Annotated in this window: 14 protein-coding genes; 4 read left to right on the forward strand and 10 right to left on the reverse strand. The window is 69.9% G+C overall.

Features of this window, described 5'->3' with window-relative positions; all coding sequences use genetic code 11:
- Nucleotides 1-506 precede the first annotated feature (506 nt).
- From ndk to MB1_RS05435, 5 genes are read right to left on the reverse strand one after another with little or no spacing between them, the layout of a single operon-like run.
- On the reverse strand, nucleotides 507-920 hold the full coding sequence (ndk, locus tag MB1_RS05415; protein WP_066904580.1) for a nucleoside-diphosphate kinase: 414 nt from the start codon (nucleotides 918-920) through the stop codon (nucleotides 507-509).
- 56 nt (nucleotides 921-976) lie between these two features.
- The gene (locus MB1_RS05420) at nucleotides 977-1,444 is read right to left on the reverse strand and encodes a DUF4233 domain-containing protein (RefSeq protein WP_084350954.1); all 468 of its coding nucleotides are present in this window, start codon (nucleotides 1,442-1,444) and stop codon (nucleotides 977-979) included.
- Nucleotides 1,441-2,844 carry a bifunctional tetrahydrofolate synthase/dihydrofolate synthase gene (gene folC / locus MB1_RS05425; RefSeq protein ID WP_066904582.1) on the reverse strand — a complete coding sequence of 468 codons (1,404 nt, stop codon included), beginning with the start codon at nucleotides 2,842-2,844 and terminating at the stop codon, nucleotides 1,441-1,443. Before folC ends, MB1_RS05420 begins: the two co-directional genes overlap by 4 nt.
- Nucleotides 2,841-5,525: a valine--tRNA ligase gene (locus tag MB1_RS05430; protein ID WP_066904986.1), complete on the reverse strand. Its 2,685-nt coding sequence runs from the start codon at nucleotides 5,523-5,525 to the stop codon at nucleotides 2,841-2,843. The genes folC and MB1_RS05430 overlap by 4 nt, the downstream gene beginning before the upstream one ends.
- Nucleotides 5,526-5,582: 57 nt before the next feature.
- A complete protein-coding gene (locus tag MB1_RS05435) occupies nucleotides 5,583-5,942 on the reverse strand; it encodes a hypothetical protein (protein WP_066904584.1) in 360 nt (119 codons plus the stop codon).
- A 26-nt stretch (nucleotides 5,943-5,968) separates the two neighbouring features.
- Between MB1_RS05435 and MB1_RS05440 the strand changes: the two genes are divergently transcribed.
- The gene (locus MB1_RS05440) at nucleotides 5,969-6,505 is read left to right on the forward strand and encodes a CGNR zinc finger domain-containing protein (RefSeq protein WP_066904586.1); all 537 of its coding nucleotides are present in this window, start codon (nucleotides 5,969-5,971) and stop codon (nucleotides 6,503-6,505) included.
- 49 nt (nucleotides 6,506-6,554) lie between these two features.
- Here MB1_RS05440 and MB1_RS05445 read toward each other — a convergent pair whose 3' ends face one another.
- From MB1_RS05445 to MB1_RS05460, 4 genes are read right to left on the reverse strand one after another with little or no spacing between them, the layout of a single operon-like run.
- Nucleotides 6,555-7,682, reverse strand: coding sequence for an ABC transporter ATP-binding protein (locus MB1_RS05445; protein WP_066904588.1), 1,128 nt, complete (start codon nucleotides 7,680-7,682; stop codon nucleotides 6,555-6,557).
- Complete coding sequence (locus tag MB1_RS05450) at nucleotides 7,672-8,472, reverse strand: ABC transporter permease (protein ID WP_439646922.1); 801 nt, start codon at nucleotides 8,470-8,472, stop codon at nucleotides 7,672-7,674. Before MB1_RS05450 ends, MB1_RS05445 begins: the two co-directional genes overlap by 11 nt.
- A complete protein-coding gene (gene modA / locus MB1_RS05455) occupies nucleotides 8,469-9,275 on the reverse strand; it encodes a molybdate ABC transporter substrate-binding protein (RefSeq protein ID WP_066904591.1) in 807 nt (268 codons plus the stop codon). The genes MB1_RS05450 and modA overlap by 4 nt, the downstream gene beginning before the upstream one ends.
- Nucleotides 9,272-9,670, reverse strand: coding sequence for a TOBE domain-containing protein (locus MB1_RS05460; RefSeq protein WP_066904594.1), 399 nt, complete (start codon nucleotides 9,668-9,670; stop codon nucleotides 9,272-9,274). Before MB1_RS05460 ends, modA begins: the two co-directional genes overlap by 4 nt.
- A 178-nt stretch (nucleotides 9,671-9,848) precedes the next feature.
- On the opposite strand from MB1_RS05460, the gene MB1_RS05465 reads away from it, so the two are divergent.
- Nucleotides 9,849-10,742, forward strand: coding sequence for an ABC transporter ATP-binding protein (locus MB1_RS05465; protein ID WP_084350956.1), 894 nt, complete (start codon nucleotides 9,849-9,851; stop codon nucleotides 10,740-10,742).
- 47 nt (nucleotides 10,743-10,789) lie between these two features.
- Here the strand turns inward: MB1_RS05465 and MB1_RS05470 are convergent, their stop codons facing one another.
- Nucleotides 10,790-11,845, reverse strand: coding sequence for an ABC transporter substrate-binding protein (locus tag MB1_RS05470; RefSeq protein WP_066904597.1), 1,056 nt, complete (start codon nucleotides 11,843-11,845; stop codon nucleotides 10,790-10,792).
- Between the two features lie 182 nt (nucleotides 11,846-12,027).
- Here MB1_RS05470 and MB1_RS05475 point away from each other — a divergent pair, with 182 nt between their 5' ends.
- The gene (locus MB1_RS05475) at nucleotides 12,028-13,092 is read left to right on the forward strand and encodes a FecCD family ABC transporter permease (protein ID WP_439646923.1); all 1,065 of its coding nucleotides are present in this window, start codon (nucleotides 12,028-12,030) and stop codon (nucleotides 13,090-13,092) included.
- Complete coding sequence (locus MB1_RS05480) at nucleotides 13,089-14,138, forward strand: FecCD family ABC transporter permease (RefSeq protein ID WP_066904600.1); 1,050 nt, start codon at nucleotides 13,089-13,091, stop codon at nucleotides 14,136-14,138. Before MB1_RS05475 ends, MB1_RS05480 begins: the two co-directional genes overlap by 4 nt.
- The last annotated feature ends 5 nt before the right edge of the window (nucleotides 14,139-14,143 follow it).

Here is a 14,143-nt window from a genome sequence, read left to right on the forward strand (position 1 = left end):
TCTGCGGTGGTGTTGTCGGTGTTTGGCGGCTCATGATCGGCCACATGCTCTCCTAGGGCCCCGGGCGCGTGCCAACCCGCCGGAGCGGATGACGCGGCCACACGAGGCGCGGTCGGTGTCCCGGCGTCCGAGGACGCGGGACCAATAAGGTCTTGCGGCTGCACCCGGCGCGTCGAGCGCCCTGGATTCTCCGCCTGGCTGGATGGCTGTCACATCCGTGGCGCGAGCAGGCACATCAAGCACGACGCCGAGTGCATACGGACGCACTACGACGCCGGCGATGGCCCACAAACGCCGCCGGATGATCATCCGATAACTCGAGTCGACCGACCCTGAGGCCGATGGTCGACGAAGTCACCGCCCACCATCATCCCACACATCGGGCGCGTCGGCCCCCAGCCGCACGACCGTGACCCAAAGGTTGTGGTCGGCGCCTCACGTTGAGACGCCGACCACAGGTGAACATGCGTTCGATTATCGGGGCCGGGTGGCCCGATCGACCGGTGTCAGCCGATCTCCGGGAACCACAGGGCGATCTCCCGCTTCGCGGACTCGACACTGTCGGAACCGTGGACGAGATTGTTCTGGGTCTCCACGGCGAGATCGCCGCGGATCGAGCCCGGGGCGGCCTTCTCGACCGGATCGGTGCCGCCGGCCAACTGCCGGAAGGCGGCGATCGCTCGGGGGCCCTCCACCACGGCCGCAACCACCGGGCCGGAGGTGATGAACGCGAGCAGGTCGGGGAAGAAAGCCTTGCCGTCGTGCTCGGCATAGTGGGTCGCCGCCAGTTCCTGCGTGACCGTCTTCAACTCCAGGGCCGCCAAGGTCAGGCCCTTGCGTTCGATCCGGCTGATCACCTCGCCCACGAGTCCGCGGGCGACGCCGTCCGGCTTTACCAATACGAGGGTGCGCTCTGTCACGCCGATGAGCCTAGGGCATGTCCGACACGCGCCGATGGAGCGGTCCCGGGGCGACCTCAGGCGTCCCGCAAACCGGGTGCCCGCCCGTCCGCGATCCGCTTTCGGAGGTTGCGACGCAGCAGCAGGATGTAGAACCACGCGGCACCGAAGGCCACGGCGACCCCGATGACCGCGGGGTGGAAGAACCCGCCGAGCAGCAGGATGATCTGCAGGGCGATGTTGTAGGTCAGCGCCCACGGGCGGCGCTGCAGGCCGGAGCCGAGCAGCATCAACACCGCGACGGTGACCAGGAATCCGACGCTGACCACCGACAATCCGGTGCCGAGCGTCGCCACCACCGGCAGCGCCAGCAGCACGACGATCGCCTCGAGGACGAGGGTGGCGGCACAGACGCCGCGGAACCCCTTCCACGGGTCGATCAACTCCGGCTGATCCGCCGCACCCGGGTCGGTCGGGTCGATCGGATCGGTCGGGTCGCCGTCGTGGTCGGCGACCTCGCCGCGGGCACGTTCTGTATCGGTCATGTGGGCTGTCCTCCCAGAAGGGTGCGCGCGTGGCCGGCGGTGACAACCGACCCGGTGATCAGGACGCCGGCGCCGGAGAGCGGTTCGCCGTCTCCGCCCGCGCCGTCCTCGGCGATCGCGATCGCGCTTTCGATCGCGTCGGCGAGGGTGGCGGCGGTGGCGACACGTTCCTCGCCGAACCGGCTCATCGCCTGATCGGCCAGTTCGTCGACCGGCATCGAGCGGGGCGATCCGTTCTCGGTGACGACGACCTCGTCCAGCACCGGTTCGAGCGCCTCGAGGATGCCGGAGACGTCCTTGTCGGCCATCACCGCGATCACGCCGATCAGGCGGCGGAAGTCGAACTCCGACTGCATCGCGGCGGCCAGGGCCTTCGCCCCGTGCGGGTTGTGCGCGGAATCGATGAAGATCGTCGGGGCCGAGCGGAGGCGTTCGAGCCGTCCGGGTACCGCGACGTCCGCGAATCCGGCGCGCACGGTGTCGACGTCGAGGCGTTTGCCGGCGCCGGCGCCGAAGAAGGCCTCGACCGCCGCCAGGGCGATCGACGCGTTGCGCGCCTGGTGCTCGCCGTGCAGCGGCAGGAAGATCTCGGTGTACTCGCCGCCGAGACCGCGCAGGTCGATCTGCTGACCGCCGACCGCGACACGCCGCTCGATGATCGCGAACTCGCCGCCCTCGCGGGCGACCGCGGCGTCGACCTCGACCGCCCGCCGCAGCAGCACGTCCATGACCTCGGGCGGCTGCTCGGCGATGATCGCGACGGTGTCGATCGGATCGAGCGATTCGACCGCGCGGTGGATGATCCCGGCCTTCTCCCCCGCGATGGTCGCCAGATCGTCGCCGAGGTAGTCCCGGTGGTCCATGCCGATCGGGGCGATCACCGCGACCGGCGCGGTCACGACGTTGGTCGCATCCCAGGTGCCACCCAGGCCGACCTCGACCACCGCGACGTCGACCGGCGCCTGCGCGAAACCGGCATAGGCCATCGCGGTGAGCACCTCGAACTTGCTCATCGCCGGCCCGCCGGCCTCGATCGACCGGGCGTCGATCATCTCGACGTACGGCTCGATCTCCCGGTACAGCTCGACGAACGTGCTCGGCGGGATCGGTTCACCGTCGATGGCGATCCGCTCGGTCACCACCTGCAGGTGCGGGCTGGTGTACCGGCCGGTGCGCCGGTGGAAGGCGCGCAGCAGGGCGTCGATCATGCGGGTGATCGAGGTCTTGCCGTTCGTGCCGGCGACGTGGATCACCGGGTACGACTGCTGCGGCGAGCCGAGCACGTCGAGCAGCGCGGTGATCCGGGTCAGGGACGGCTCGATCTTCGTCTCCGGCCACCGCTTGTCGAGCTCGGCGTCGACCAGGGTCAGTTCGGCGATGTCGACCGGCGAGTCCGTCACGCCGAGCCCACCGTCGCATCCGCTTGGCCGCCGGCCCGAAGCTGCCGCAGCCGCTTCTCGAGCCGCTCGACGTCCTGCTGGGCGGCCGCCTGCCGAGCGGCGATCTTGTCGCGCACCGGCTGTGGGGCCTTGGTCATGAACTGCTCGTTGCCGAGCTTGGCGGTGGTGCCGGCCAGCTCCTTCTCCGCGGCCGCGAGGTCCTTGCTGTAGCGGGCGATCTCGGCGGCGGTGTCGACGGTCCCCGAGGTGTCGATGCGCACGGTGATCGTCCCGGCGGTCAACGGCACCTCCAGCGAGGCCGACTCGGTGAAGCCGTCGCCGGCCTCCTCGAGGCGGGCCAGCGACCGGATCACCGGCAACTGCTCGGTCAGCCCGGCTTCGTCGATGCCCTCCAGCACGGCGGGCACCTTCTGACCCGGCCCGAGCCCCTGGTCGCTGCGGAAGCGGCGGATCTCGGTGATCACCCGCTGGGCGTCGGCGACGTGGGTCGCCGCGGTCGGGTCGGCGGCGATGCCGCTGTCGGTCGGCCAGGACGCGATCATCACCGACTCGCCGCCGGTGAGGGTGCGCCAGAGCACCTCGGTGACGAAGGGCATCGTCGGGTGCAGCAGGCGCAGCAAGGCATCGAGCACGGTTCCGAGCACGATGCCGGTACTCGCCGCATTACCTTCGCGCACCTGCACCTTGGCAAATTCGAGGTACCAGTCGCAGACCTCGTCCCAGGTGTAGTGGAACAACGCCTCGGAGGCCTTGCCGAATTCGTAGGCATCCCAGGCGTTGTCGACCTCGGCGCGCACCGACTCGAGCCGGTCGAGGATCCACCGGTCGGCGTCGGTCAGCGCGTTGCGCGGCGGCAATTCGCCGACGGTCGCACCGTTGAGCAGCGCGAAGCGGGTGGCGTTGAACAGCTTGGTGGCGAAGTTGCGCGCCGCCTGGGCCGCGTCCTCGCCGACGGAGATGTCGCCGCCCGGCTGGGCGCCGCGGGCCAGGGTGAACCGCAGCGCGTCGGCGCCGAAACGATCGACCCAGTCGAGCGGGTCGATCCCGTTGCCCTTGGACTTGCTCATCTTCGCGCCGTTTTCGTCGCGAACGAGCCCGTGCAGGAAGACATCCCGGAACGGCACCGCGGGCAGCGCGCGCTCGGTGCTCTCGGCGGCGATGAAGGTGCCGAACATCATCATCCGGGCCACCCAGAAGAACAGGATGTCGTAGCCGGTCACCAGAACGTCGGTCGAGTAGAACTTCTCGAGGTCCGGGGTCTGGTCGGGCCAGCCCATCGTCGACAGCGGCCACAGACCCGAGGAGAACCAGGTGTCGAGGACGTCGGGATCCTGCTCCCAGCCCTCCGGTGCGGTCTCGTCCGGTCCGACACAAGCGATCTCACCGTTCGGGCCGTACCAGATCGGAATCCGGTGGCCCCACCACAGCTGGCGCGAGATGCACCAGTCGTGCATATCGTCGACCCAGCCGAACCAGCGCGGCTCCTGACTTGCCGGGTGGATGGTGGTCAGCCCGGTGCGCACGGCGTCGCCCGCGAACTTCGCCAGGGTGTCGACCTTGACCCACCACTGCAGGCTCAGCCGCGGCTCGATCGGCTCGCCGCTGCGGTCCGAGTGGCCGACGCTGTGCAGATAGGGACGGATCTCCTTGACGATGCGCCCCTGCTCGGCGAGCGCCTCGCGCACCTTGACCCGCGCCTCGAAGCGGTCCAGACCGTCGAACGGCGTTCCGGTACCGGCGATTCGGCCGGACTCGTCCATGATCGTCGGCATCGGCAGGTTGTGCCGCAGGCCGAGTTCGAAGTCGTTCGGGTCGTGCGCGGGGGTGATCTTGACCGCGCCGGTACCGAACTCCGGGTCGACGTAATCGTCGGCGACGATCGGGATCTGCCGGCCGGTGAAGGGATGCTCGAGCGTGGTGCCGACCAGCGCGCGGTAGCGCTCGTCGTCCGGGTGCACGGCGACGGCGGTATCGCCGAGCATCGTCTCGACCCGGGTGGTCGCGACGATCACGTGCGGCTCGTTGTCGTCGAGCGAGCCGTAGCGCAGCGAGACCAGTTCCCCCTCGACGTCGGAGTACTTGACCTCGATATCGGAGATCGCGGTGCGCAGGACCGGCGACCAGTTGACCAAACGCTCGGCGCGGTAGATCAATCCGGCCTCGTAGAGCATCTTGAAGACGGTGGTCACCGCGCGCGAGAGACCCTCGTCCATCGTGAAGCGCTCCCGCGACCAGTCGACGCTGTCGCCGATGCGGCGCATCTGTCCGGTGATCTGCCCGCCGGACTCAGCCTTCCAGTCCCAGACACGCTCGATGAAGGCGTCGCGGCCGATCTCCTCCTTGGAGGTGCCCTCCTCGACGAGCTGCCGGGCGACGATCGACTGGGTGGCGATACCGGCGTGGTCCATACCCGGCAGCCACAACACCTCGTAGCCCTGCATGCGCCGGCGGCGACACAGGATGTCCATCAGGGTGTGGTCGAGGGCGTGGCCCATATGCAGACTGCCGGTGACGTTCGGCGGCGGCAGGACGATCGAGTAGCTGGGCTTGTTGCTCTGTGCGTCCGCGCGGAAGTAGCCCGCCTCGTCCCAGGTCCGGTATACGTCGGCCTCGACCTCGGCCGGATTCCAGGACTTGGGCAGGGCGTCGGCCCGATTCTCGGGCGCCGACGGATCGGGCACACCGTTCTCGGGCGCCACATTCTCGGGAGCTTCGGCTGAGCTGGTCACCAATCGATTCTAGGAAAGCACCCATAGCCGCGACACGCGGGCCATGCGACGCCGCACCGAAGCGGCCGGCCGCCTCGCTTCGACGGTACCGCTCACCTCGCGGGTGTGGGGCGAGGCGACCGGGCGACAGACCCCGACCGGAACCACACCACCCGGCCGCGTGACGTCGATCCGGCGATCGCCACAGCGCACGCACCGCACATAGGACAGCACGCCCTCCGAGGTGCGGTGTCGGGACTCGACGCTCCAGGCGTGCTCGCAGCCGGGTGCGGCATCCGATCCCGTGCGGGCCGGAGCCGGAGCGATGCGGGGGGCGAGGTCGGTATCGAGGGCGGGGTCGAGGTCGGAACGGTCATTCGAGGTGTGCATGACATCGAGGATGATGTAATGGCCTTATGCATCTCAACCCTTACGGAGAGTATGCGGTCCTGATGGCCGCGTCGCTGGCCAACGACTGGCCCGCCGATCGGGACGGTATCGAGGAGCGCACCCGCGAGTTCGGCATGACGATGCCCTTCCGCCGAACCCCCGACGACCACCCGCAGGTGCGCGCGGTGATCGATCGCTGGCTGGCGGTGGTCGACGCCCCGGACGACACGGTGCGCGCCACTCTGCTCAATATCCTGATGCGGGACGCGGCGGCCTACCCGCGGCTGACCGATCACGACGGGGAGGGCTGGCATCTGCACTACCGCGACAACGACCAGACCCTGCCGCGCGTGCTGTTGGCGGTGATCGGTGTGGGCACCGCCCTGCATCTGACCACCCGCGGGATGCACCGCCTCGGCCGCTGCCACGCCGGCCGCACCGAGGGCGACCCCTGTCGGCAGGTCGTCGTCGACGTCACCCGCAACGGCCGGCAGCGGTACTGCTCGGTGCGCTGCGCGAACCGGGACGCGGTGCGACGACACCGGGCCCGCCGCCCCGCATAAGGGCTCTCCCCCGCTCGACCCGTCGGCGTGACCGCGGCCGCCGGAGCCGCTACCCGGCGGGGTGCAGGCGGACCTGCTGGGCCTTGATCGCGACGTCGACCGCATCGCCGGGGGCCGGCTTCAGTTCGGCCGCCGCGGCGAGGGTGATGTCGGCGCGGATCGCGTGACCGCGATGCTCGACGGTGACCCGGACCGCCGACCCGCGGGGTTCGACGCCGGTGATGATGCCGGGAAAGACGTTGCGCTCGCTGCCGGCGCCGGCCTGCAGGTGCAGGGCGACCGCGGAGGCGTCGAAGATCGCCAGGGCCGGCGATCCGACCGGCAGGGTGCCGGTGCCGGCGATCCGCACACCTTCGGCGGCCAGCAGGATGCCGGGCTCCTCGATGGCGCCCTCCACCAGGTTGCCGCCGACCATCCGTGCGATGAAGGGGCTGCGCGGGGAATCGAAAACCTCCCGCACGGTGCCCTGCTGTCGAATATCGCCGCCCTCGACCACGATCACCCGATCGGCCAGCACGAGCGCGTCGAGGGGGTCGTGGGTGACGACCACGGCGGTTCGCGGCGCGGCCGGATCCCGCAGCACGGTGCGCAGCAGTCCGCGGATCTGCGGGGCGGTATCGATGTCGAGGGCGCTGAGCGGCTCGTCGAGCAGCAGCAACCGCGGGTCGGCGGCGAGCGCCCGGGCGATCGCGACGCGCTGGGCCTGCCCACCGGAGAGGGTGTCGGGGCGCCGTCCGGCGAAGTCGGACATGCCGACGACGCCGAGCCAGCGCTCGGCCTGCTCGCGGGCGCGGGACCGGCCCGCGCCGGTGCTGCGCGGACCGAAGGCGACGTTGTCGCGGACGGTCAGATGCGGAAAGAGCAGTGCCCGTTGGGCCAACAGCACGATCCGGCGACGGTGCGGTGGGACGAACCGTCGCCGCTCGCCGGCATCGGCGAGCACCCGGCCGCCCAGGGTGATCGTGCCGTCGGTCGGGGCGAGCACCCCGGCGATCAGGTCGAGCAGCGTCGATTTGCCTGCCCCGTTCGGTCCGAGCACCGCGAGCACGGTCCCGGCGGGAACGGCAAGGTCGTAGCGCACCTTTCGGCCGGCCAGCTCCGCCCGCAGCACCAGTCCGGACGCCTCGTCGCCGGCGACAACGCCCTCGGGGGCGTCCGGCGCCGCCTCAGGCGACATCGACCCGTCCCCGCATGCTCGGCAGTCGGGTCAACCCGACGACGGCGATCGCCACCGCGATCAGCACCAGCGACAGCGCGATCGCCGCGTCGGGGTCGGTCTCGCGCTGCAGGTAGATCTCCAACGGCATGGTGCGGGTGGTGCCCTGCAGCGATCCGGCGAAGGTCAGCGTGGCGCCGAACTCGCCGAGGGCCCGGGCGAAGGCCAGGACCGCCCCGGACAGTAGTCCCGGCATAACCAGCGGCAGGGTGATCCGGCGCAGCACCGTGGTCGGCCCGGCGCCGAGGGTCGCCGCGATCGTCTCGTAGCGCTGTTCGCTACTGCGCAGTACCCCTTCGAGGCTGATCACCAGGAAGGGCAGGGATACGAAGGTCTGCGCCAACACCACCGCGGTCGTCGAGAAGGCGATCCGGATGCCGATCGCGTCGAGGTGGCTGCCGATCAGCCCCATCCGCCCGAAGGTGTAGAGCAGGGCGAGGCCGCCGACCACCGGCGGCACCACGAGCGGTACCAGGACCAGCGCCCGCCAGAAACCCTGGAACGGCAACGATCCGCGCGCCAGCACCACCGCCAGCGGTACCCCGAAGATCACGCACAGCACCGTGCTGATCGCCGCGGTCCGCAGGCTCAACAGCGCTGCGGTGCGCGAGGATTCGCTGGTGACCAGGCTCGGGAACTGCGCCCAGTCGACGACCCCGATCATCCCGGCCAGGGGCAACACCACGACCAGGATGCCGAGCGTGGCGGGCAGGTAGACCCACCACGGCAGATCGATCCGCGACAGCCTCACGGCTGGGCGAAACCGGCCTCCGCCAGCACATCCTGGCCCACCGAACCGGTCACCAGGTCGACGAACGCCTGCGCGGCAGCCTGGTTGGACGAGTCGGCGAGGGTACCGATCGGGTAGACGTTGACCGCCTCCGACGACTCGGGGAACGACACCACGTCGACCGCGTCGCCGGCGCCGGTGGCATCGGTGACGTAGACCAGCCCGGCGTCCGCCTGACCGGAGGTGATCTTGCCGAGCACGTCGGTCACCGAGGACTCCTCGCTGACCGGGGTGATGTCGACCCCGGTGGACTCCTCGATACGGTTGGTCGCCGCGCCGCAGGGCACCGGCGGGGCGCAGATGACCACGGATACATCGGGATTCGCCAGGTCGGCGAAGGACTGCACGTTGCCGGGGTTACCGGGCGGGGTGACGATGGTCAGCGTATTGGAGGCGAAGTCGACCGGGGTGCCCTCGATCAGACCGGCGTCGACCGCCTTGGTCATGTTGTTCTCGTCGGCGGAGGCGAAGACATCGCCGGGGGCTCCGGAGGTCAACTGCGCGACCAGGTCCGACGAGCCACCGAAGCTGAAGCGCACCGTGGCGTCCGGGTACTGCTCGGTGAAGTCCTGACCGATCTCCTCGAACGTCGACCGCAGCGAGGCCGCCGCGAAAACGGTCAGCTCGCCGGTCACATCGCTCGCCGCCGACGAGGTCTCCGCCGACGAGGAGGTATCGGACGAGCTGTCCGAGGACGAACACGCGACCGGGATCACCAGCGCGGCGGTGGCGATCATCAGCAGCGGAAAACGGCGCAGATTCATGAGGGTGCTCCCGGGGTTTCGACGATGACGGTGGTTGCCTTGATAACCGCGACCGCCACGGCCCCGGGTTCGAGCGCACGAGCGGATTCACTGCTCATGAGGGAAACGACGGTATAAGGGCCACACTGCATTTCGACCTCCGCCATCACGGTATCGGCGGTGACCTTGGTGACCAGCCCCACCAGACGGTTACGCGCGGAACTCGTTCCGGGCACGTGATCGACCGGCGGATGAGCGGCCGCCGCCGCGTGCCGAGCCAGCGAGGCGCCGTCGACGACGGTGCGGCCGCTCGCATCGCGCTCCGCGAGGACCCGACCGGAGTCGATCCACCGGCGCACCGTGTCGTCGCTGACGCCGAGGACGTCGGCGGCCTCGCGGATTCTCAGTTGCGGCACGGAGCGGACTATACACACGCAGATGCGGAATTTCGGCCCAACTCTAGAGCGAACCGACGGCGTCGACCAGCAGAGATATTAGGTGAGGCTAAGATAGTATCGGCCGACCGACACCTACGGGCGTTCACCCGCCGGGCCGACAGGTATACCGACACTCTCCAGGAAGAGGACCCGACGGATGGCTGCTTCGACCGACGTCGACAACACCGCGGTATCCGCACCCGGCGGCGTACCGGCGACCGGCGGAACGTCGGAGCCGGCCTCCCGGCTGGCGGCGCACAACGCGACCATCGGCTACGACGACCGGGTGATCTCCGACGCGCTGACCGTCGACATCCCCGCCAATTCCTTCACCGTGATCCTCGGACCGAATGCCTGCGGCAAGTCGACGCTGCTGCGCGCTCTGTCGCGGGCCCTGAAGCCGCGCACCGGCGAGATCATCCTCGACGGCAAGGAGATCACCAGCTACAAGTCCAAGGAGGTCGCCCGGCGGATGGGCCTGCTTCCGCAGAGCCCGCTGGCGCCCGAGGGTATCCGCGTCGCCGACCTGGTCTCGCGCGGGCGCCACCCCTACCAGTCGCTCTTCCAGCAATGGCGGACCTCCGACGAGCAGGCGGTCGCCGACGCGCTCGCCGCCACGCGCGTGACCGAGCTGTCCGGCCGGTTGGTCGACGAGCTGTCCGGCGGTCAGCGCCAGCGGGTGTGGTTGTCGATGCTGCTCGCTCAGCAGACGCCGATCATGCTGCTCGACGAGCCGACCACCTTCCTGGACATCGCCCACCAGTACGAGCTGCTCGAGTTGCTGCGCTCGCTGCACGGCCAGGGCAAGACGCTGGTGGCCGTTCTGCACGACCTCAACCAAGCCGCGCGGTATGCCTCGCATCTGATCGTCATGAAGGACGGCCGCATCGTCACCACCGGCGCGCCGGCCGAGGTGATCACCACCGACCTGGTCCGGGACGTCTTCGACCTGCGGTGCGTCGTGGCCCCCGACCCGGTGACCGGGACGCCGGCGGTCTTCCCGCTGCCGCCCGATCACCCGGATATCACGTCGGCGGAGCCCACCGCCTGACCTCCGTCCGGTTACCGAATCGGGTCGGTAACCGGACGGGTTTTCCGTCAGGCGCCGCTGCGGTTGAGTGCCGACTGCTCCAACTGCGGCACCACCTGGTCGAGCCACCAGGTGTAACTGGCGGGGGTACCGCCGTTGACGGCGAGCCACTGGGCGGAAGTCAGGTAGAGCAGGGCCCCGTTGCGCTCGGCGGGCAGGTCGGCCAGTCTTGGATCGGCCCGCAGCGCGGCGAACGACTCGTCGATGACGTCGTCGCCGAGAGAGCCTGCGGCCGCGACGAAGACGACATCCGCGTCGAGCTGTTCGATGTTCTCGAGCGAGATCGGCGCCACCTCGAGCCCACCGTCGCCGTCGGTGGGCTGGCCGTTACCCGGCACGAGCCCGAGACGCGCGATGGCCTCGTTCCCGTATTCGGACAGGTACAGCTGCGGCGGTGTCCCGTTGAAGACCGGGACCTGGAAGGTCTTGTCCCGCAGGCCCGGCAGTCGATCGGCGGCGGCCGCGAAGGTGTCGTCGAGCTTCGCCTCGGTATCGGCGACGATCGACGGGTCGTGACCGGTCAGCAGCGCCAACGCGTTCAGATTGTCCTGCCACGAGGTCTGGGTATCGGTGTCGATGCCCACATAGGTCGGGGCGATCTGCGAGAGCTGCTGGTAGAGCGGCTCATCGACGTTCCACACGTCGGTCAGGATCAAGTCCGGATCCAGGGCCGCGACCGCCTCGGCCGACGGCGCGTACTCCGCGGTCAGCAGATTCGGATCGCCCGGCTCGTCGTAGGTACCCGCCAACCACGGGTTCCACTCCAGGAAGGCCGCCTCGCCGCCGTAACCGTCGGCCCACGCGGTCGGACGCTCGCCGAGGATGTCCAGCAGATCGAGGTAGGAATCGGTGAATACCACGATCCGCTCGGGCTTCTCGTCGACGGTGACCTCGCCGTAGGCGGTGTCGATCGTGGCCGGGAAGGCGCCGTCCGCGGCCGCCGAGGCGGTGGTGGAGGCGTCGCTGCCGGCCGAGTCGCTCGCACATCCGGCAAGCGCCATCGCGGCACCGAGTACACCGACCAGAGCCGCGTGAATCGGCCGGCCCACGGTGGGCAGTCTCATGGGAATCCCTTTCGCGTCGTGCCACACGAGCGCTCCCGAGCCGAGCGGAATCACGAGACCGCCACCGCGTTGTGGCCGTGTGCATCACCGGACGTCCGGTGCAGCGGTCCGAAGGTATCACCACGAATTAGGTAAGGCTACGATTTCCTGACGACTCGGGTAAGACTCAGGAGCCACTTTCCGTGACGGTTACGGGCACGACACCGCAGCCACGATCCGTGGATTCGTCCGGGCCTGCACCGGGCACCACATCCGGGCTGCGCCGCGCCACGGGACTGACGGTCGCCGCGGCGGTACTGGTGACGCTGCTGCTGGCGAGTGTGGCGATCGGATCGAAGGCCATCTCGCCGGCGACCGTGCTCGACGCGTTGCTGCACAACACCGGACAGGGCGACGCCTACGTCGTCTGGGCGATGCGCATCCCGCGGACCGCGGTCGCCCTCGCGGTGGGGATCGCCCTCGGCGTCTCCGGCGCGTTGATCCAGGCGCTGACGCGCAATCCGCTCGCCGACCCCGGCATCCTCGGCGTCAACGCCGGCGCCGCCTTCTTCGTCACCCTCGGGGTGGGGGTCTTCGGCGTCACCACGATCGACGGGTACGCCTGGTTCGCCTTTGCCGGCGCCCTGGTGGTCACCGTCGCGGTCTACCTGATCGGCTCCGCCGGCCGGGCCGGCGCCGACCCCCTGCACCTGACGCTCGCCGGGGTCGCGCTCGGGGCGGTCCTGGACGGGATCGTGACAGCGATGATCCTCATGGACCCGCGGACGTTCGACCAACTTCGGGGCTGGAACGCCGGCAGCGTCGTCGGCCGCGGCTGGGACGTACTGCTGCCCGTCCTGCCGTTCCTGGTGATCGGTGTGCTGCTGGCGGTCGCCGCCGCCGGGGCGCTCAATACGATCGCGCTGGGCGACGACCTCGCCCGTGCGCTCGGCACCAACATCACCCGCACCCGGATCCTGGTCGTCGTCGCGGTCACCCTGCTCGCCGGTGGAGCGACCGCGATCGCCGGGCCGATCGGCTTTGTGGGGCTGATGGTTCCGCATGTCGCACGGTGGATCGTCGGACCGGACCAACGGTGGATCCTCGCCTACACGATCGTGCTCGCACCGTCGCTGGTTCTCGCGGCGGACATCGTCGGACGCATCGTGATCCGGCCGGGCGAGTTCCCGGTGGGCATCGTGACCGCCTTCGTGGGGGCTCCGGTGCTGATCCTGTTGGTGCGCAGGCGACGGGCGAGCGGCCTGTGAGCGCGGACGTTCGCTTCGGATATCGCACGATCGTCACCCGGCGGGGGGTGGCGCTGCGCTGGTCGCTGCGCACCGTCGTCGTCTGCACCGCCCTGGCGGCCCTGACGGTCGCGGTGACTGCCTGGGCACTGGTCTCGGGCGCCTATCCGCTGTCGCTCCCGCAGGTCTGGGCGGCGCTGATCGACGACCCGGAGGCCGGCTTCGCGCGGACGGTGGTCGTCGATTGGCGGCTGCCCCGCGCGCTGGCCGCGGTGATCTTCGGTGCCGCGCTGGGGGCTTCGGGTGCGGTCTTCCAGTCGCTGACCCGCAATCCGCTCGCGTCACCGGACATCATCGGCTTCTCCGCCGGGTCATACACCGGTGCACTGATCGTTATCATCGTCGTGAACGGCTCGTATCCGATGCTGGTCGGCGGCGCCCTCGCCGGCGGGATCGCCACCGCCGTCGTGGTCTACCTGCTGGCCTGGCGACAACGCGGTGTCCAGGGATTTCAACTGATCATCGTCGGCATCGCGATCTCCGCGATGTTGGCCTCGGTCAACACCTGGCTCACCCTGACCGCCGACCTGGAGGTCGCGATGAGCGCCGCGGCCTGGGGAGCCGGCTCGCTCAACGCCACCGGCTGGAGCCAGACGGTCGTCGGCGGCATCACCATCGCGATCCTGCTGACGGCGCTGGTGGCGCTGGGCCCGGGCATTCGTCAGCTCGAACTCGGCGACGACGCCGCCCGCGCGACGGGCATTCGCACCGAACGACTGCGCCTGGCGGCCATGGCGATCGGCATCGCCCTGATCGCCGCGGTGACCGCCGCCGCCGGGCCGATCGCCTTCGTCGCCCTCGCCGCCCCGCAGATCGCCCGCCGACTCGCGCGCACCGCCGGCGTCACCGTGGCACCCGCCGCGTTCACCGGCGCCCTGATCCTCGCCGCGAGCGATGTCACCGCCCAGCACCTGCTGCCGGTCACCCTGCCGGTCGGCGTGGTCACCGTCGTCGCCGGTGGGGCCTACCTCGTGTGGCTGATCGTGCGGGAGGTTCGCCGGCGCTGACGCCG

It is taken from the genome of Millisia brevis NBRC 105863 (assembly GCF_001552615.1).
Lineage (GTDB): Bacteria > Actinomycetota > Actinomycetes > Mycobacteriales > Mycobacteriaceae > Millisia > Millisia brevis.

Excerpts from the sequence above, each read along its gene's own strand:
- MB1_RS05465 (WP_084350956.1), top strand. The coding sequence starts at position 9,849 with ATGGCTGCTTCGACCGACGTCGACAACACCGCGGTATCCGCACCCGGC.
- modA (WP_066904591.1), bottom strand. The coding sequence starts at position 9,275 with ATGAATCTGCGCCGTTTTCCGCTGCTGATGATCGCCACCGCCGCGCTG.
- MB1_RS05420 (WP_084350954.1), bottom strand. The coding sequence starts at position 1,444 with ATGACCGATACAGAACGTGCCCGCGGCGAGGTCGCCGACCACGACGGC.
- MB1_RS05445 (WP_066904588.1), bottom strand. The coding sequence starts at position 7,682 with ATGTCGCCTGAGGCGGCGCCGGACGCCCCCGAGGGCGTTGTCGCCGGC.
- MB1_RS05435 (WP_066904584.1), bottom strand. The coding sequence starts at position 5,942 with ATGCACACCTCGAATGACCGTTCCGACCTCGACCCCGCCCTCGATACC.
- MB1_RS05440 (WP_066904586.1), top strand. The coding sequence starts at position 5,969 with ATGCATCTCAACCCTTACGGAGAGTATGCGGTCCTGATGGCCGCGTCG.
- MB1_RS05470 (WP_066904597.1), bottom strand. The coding sequence starts at position 11,845 with ATGAGACTGCCCACCGTGGGCCGGCCGATTCACGCGGCTCTGGTCGGT.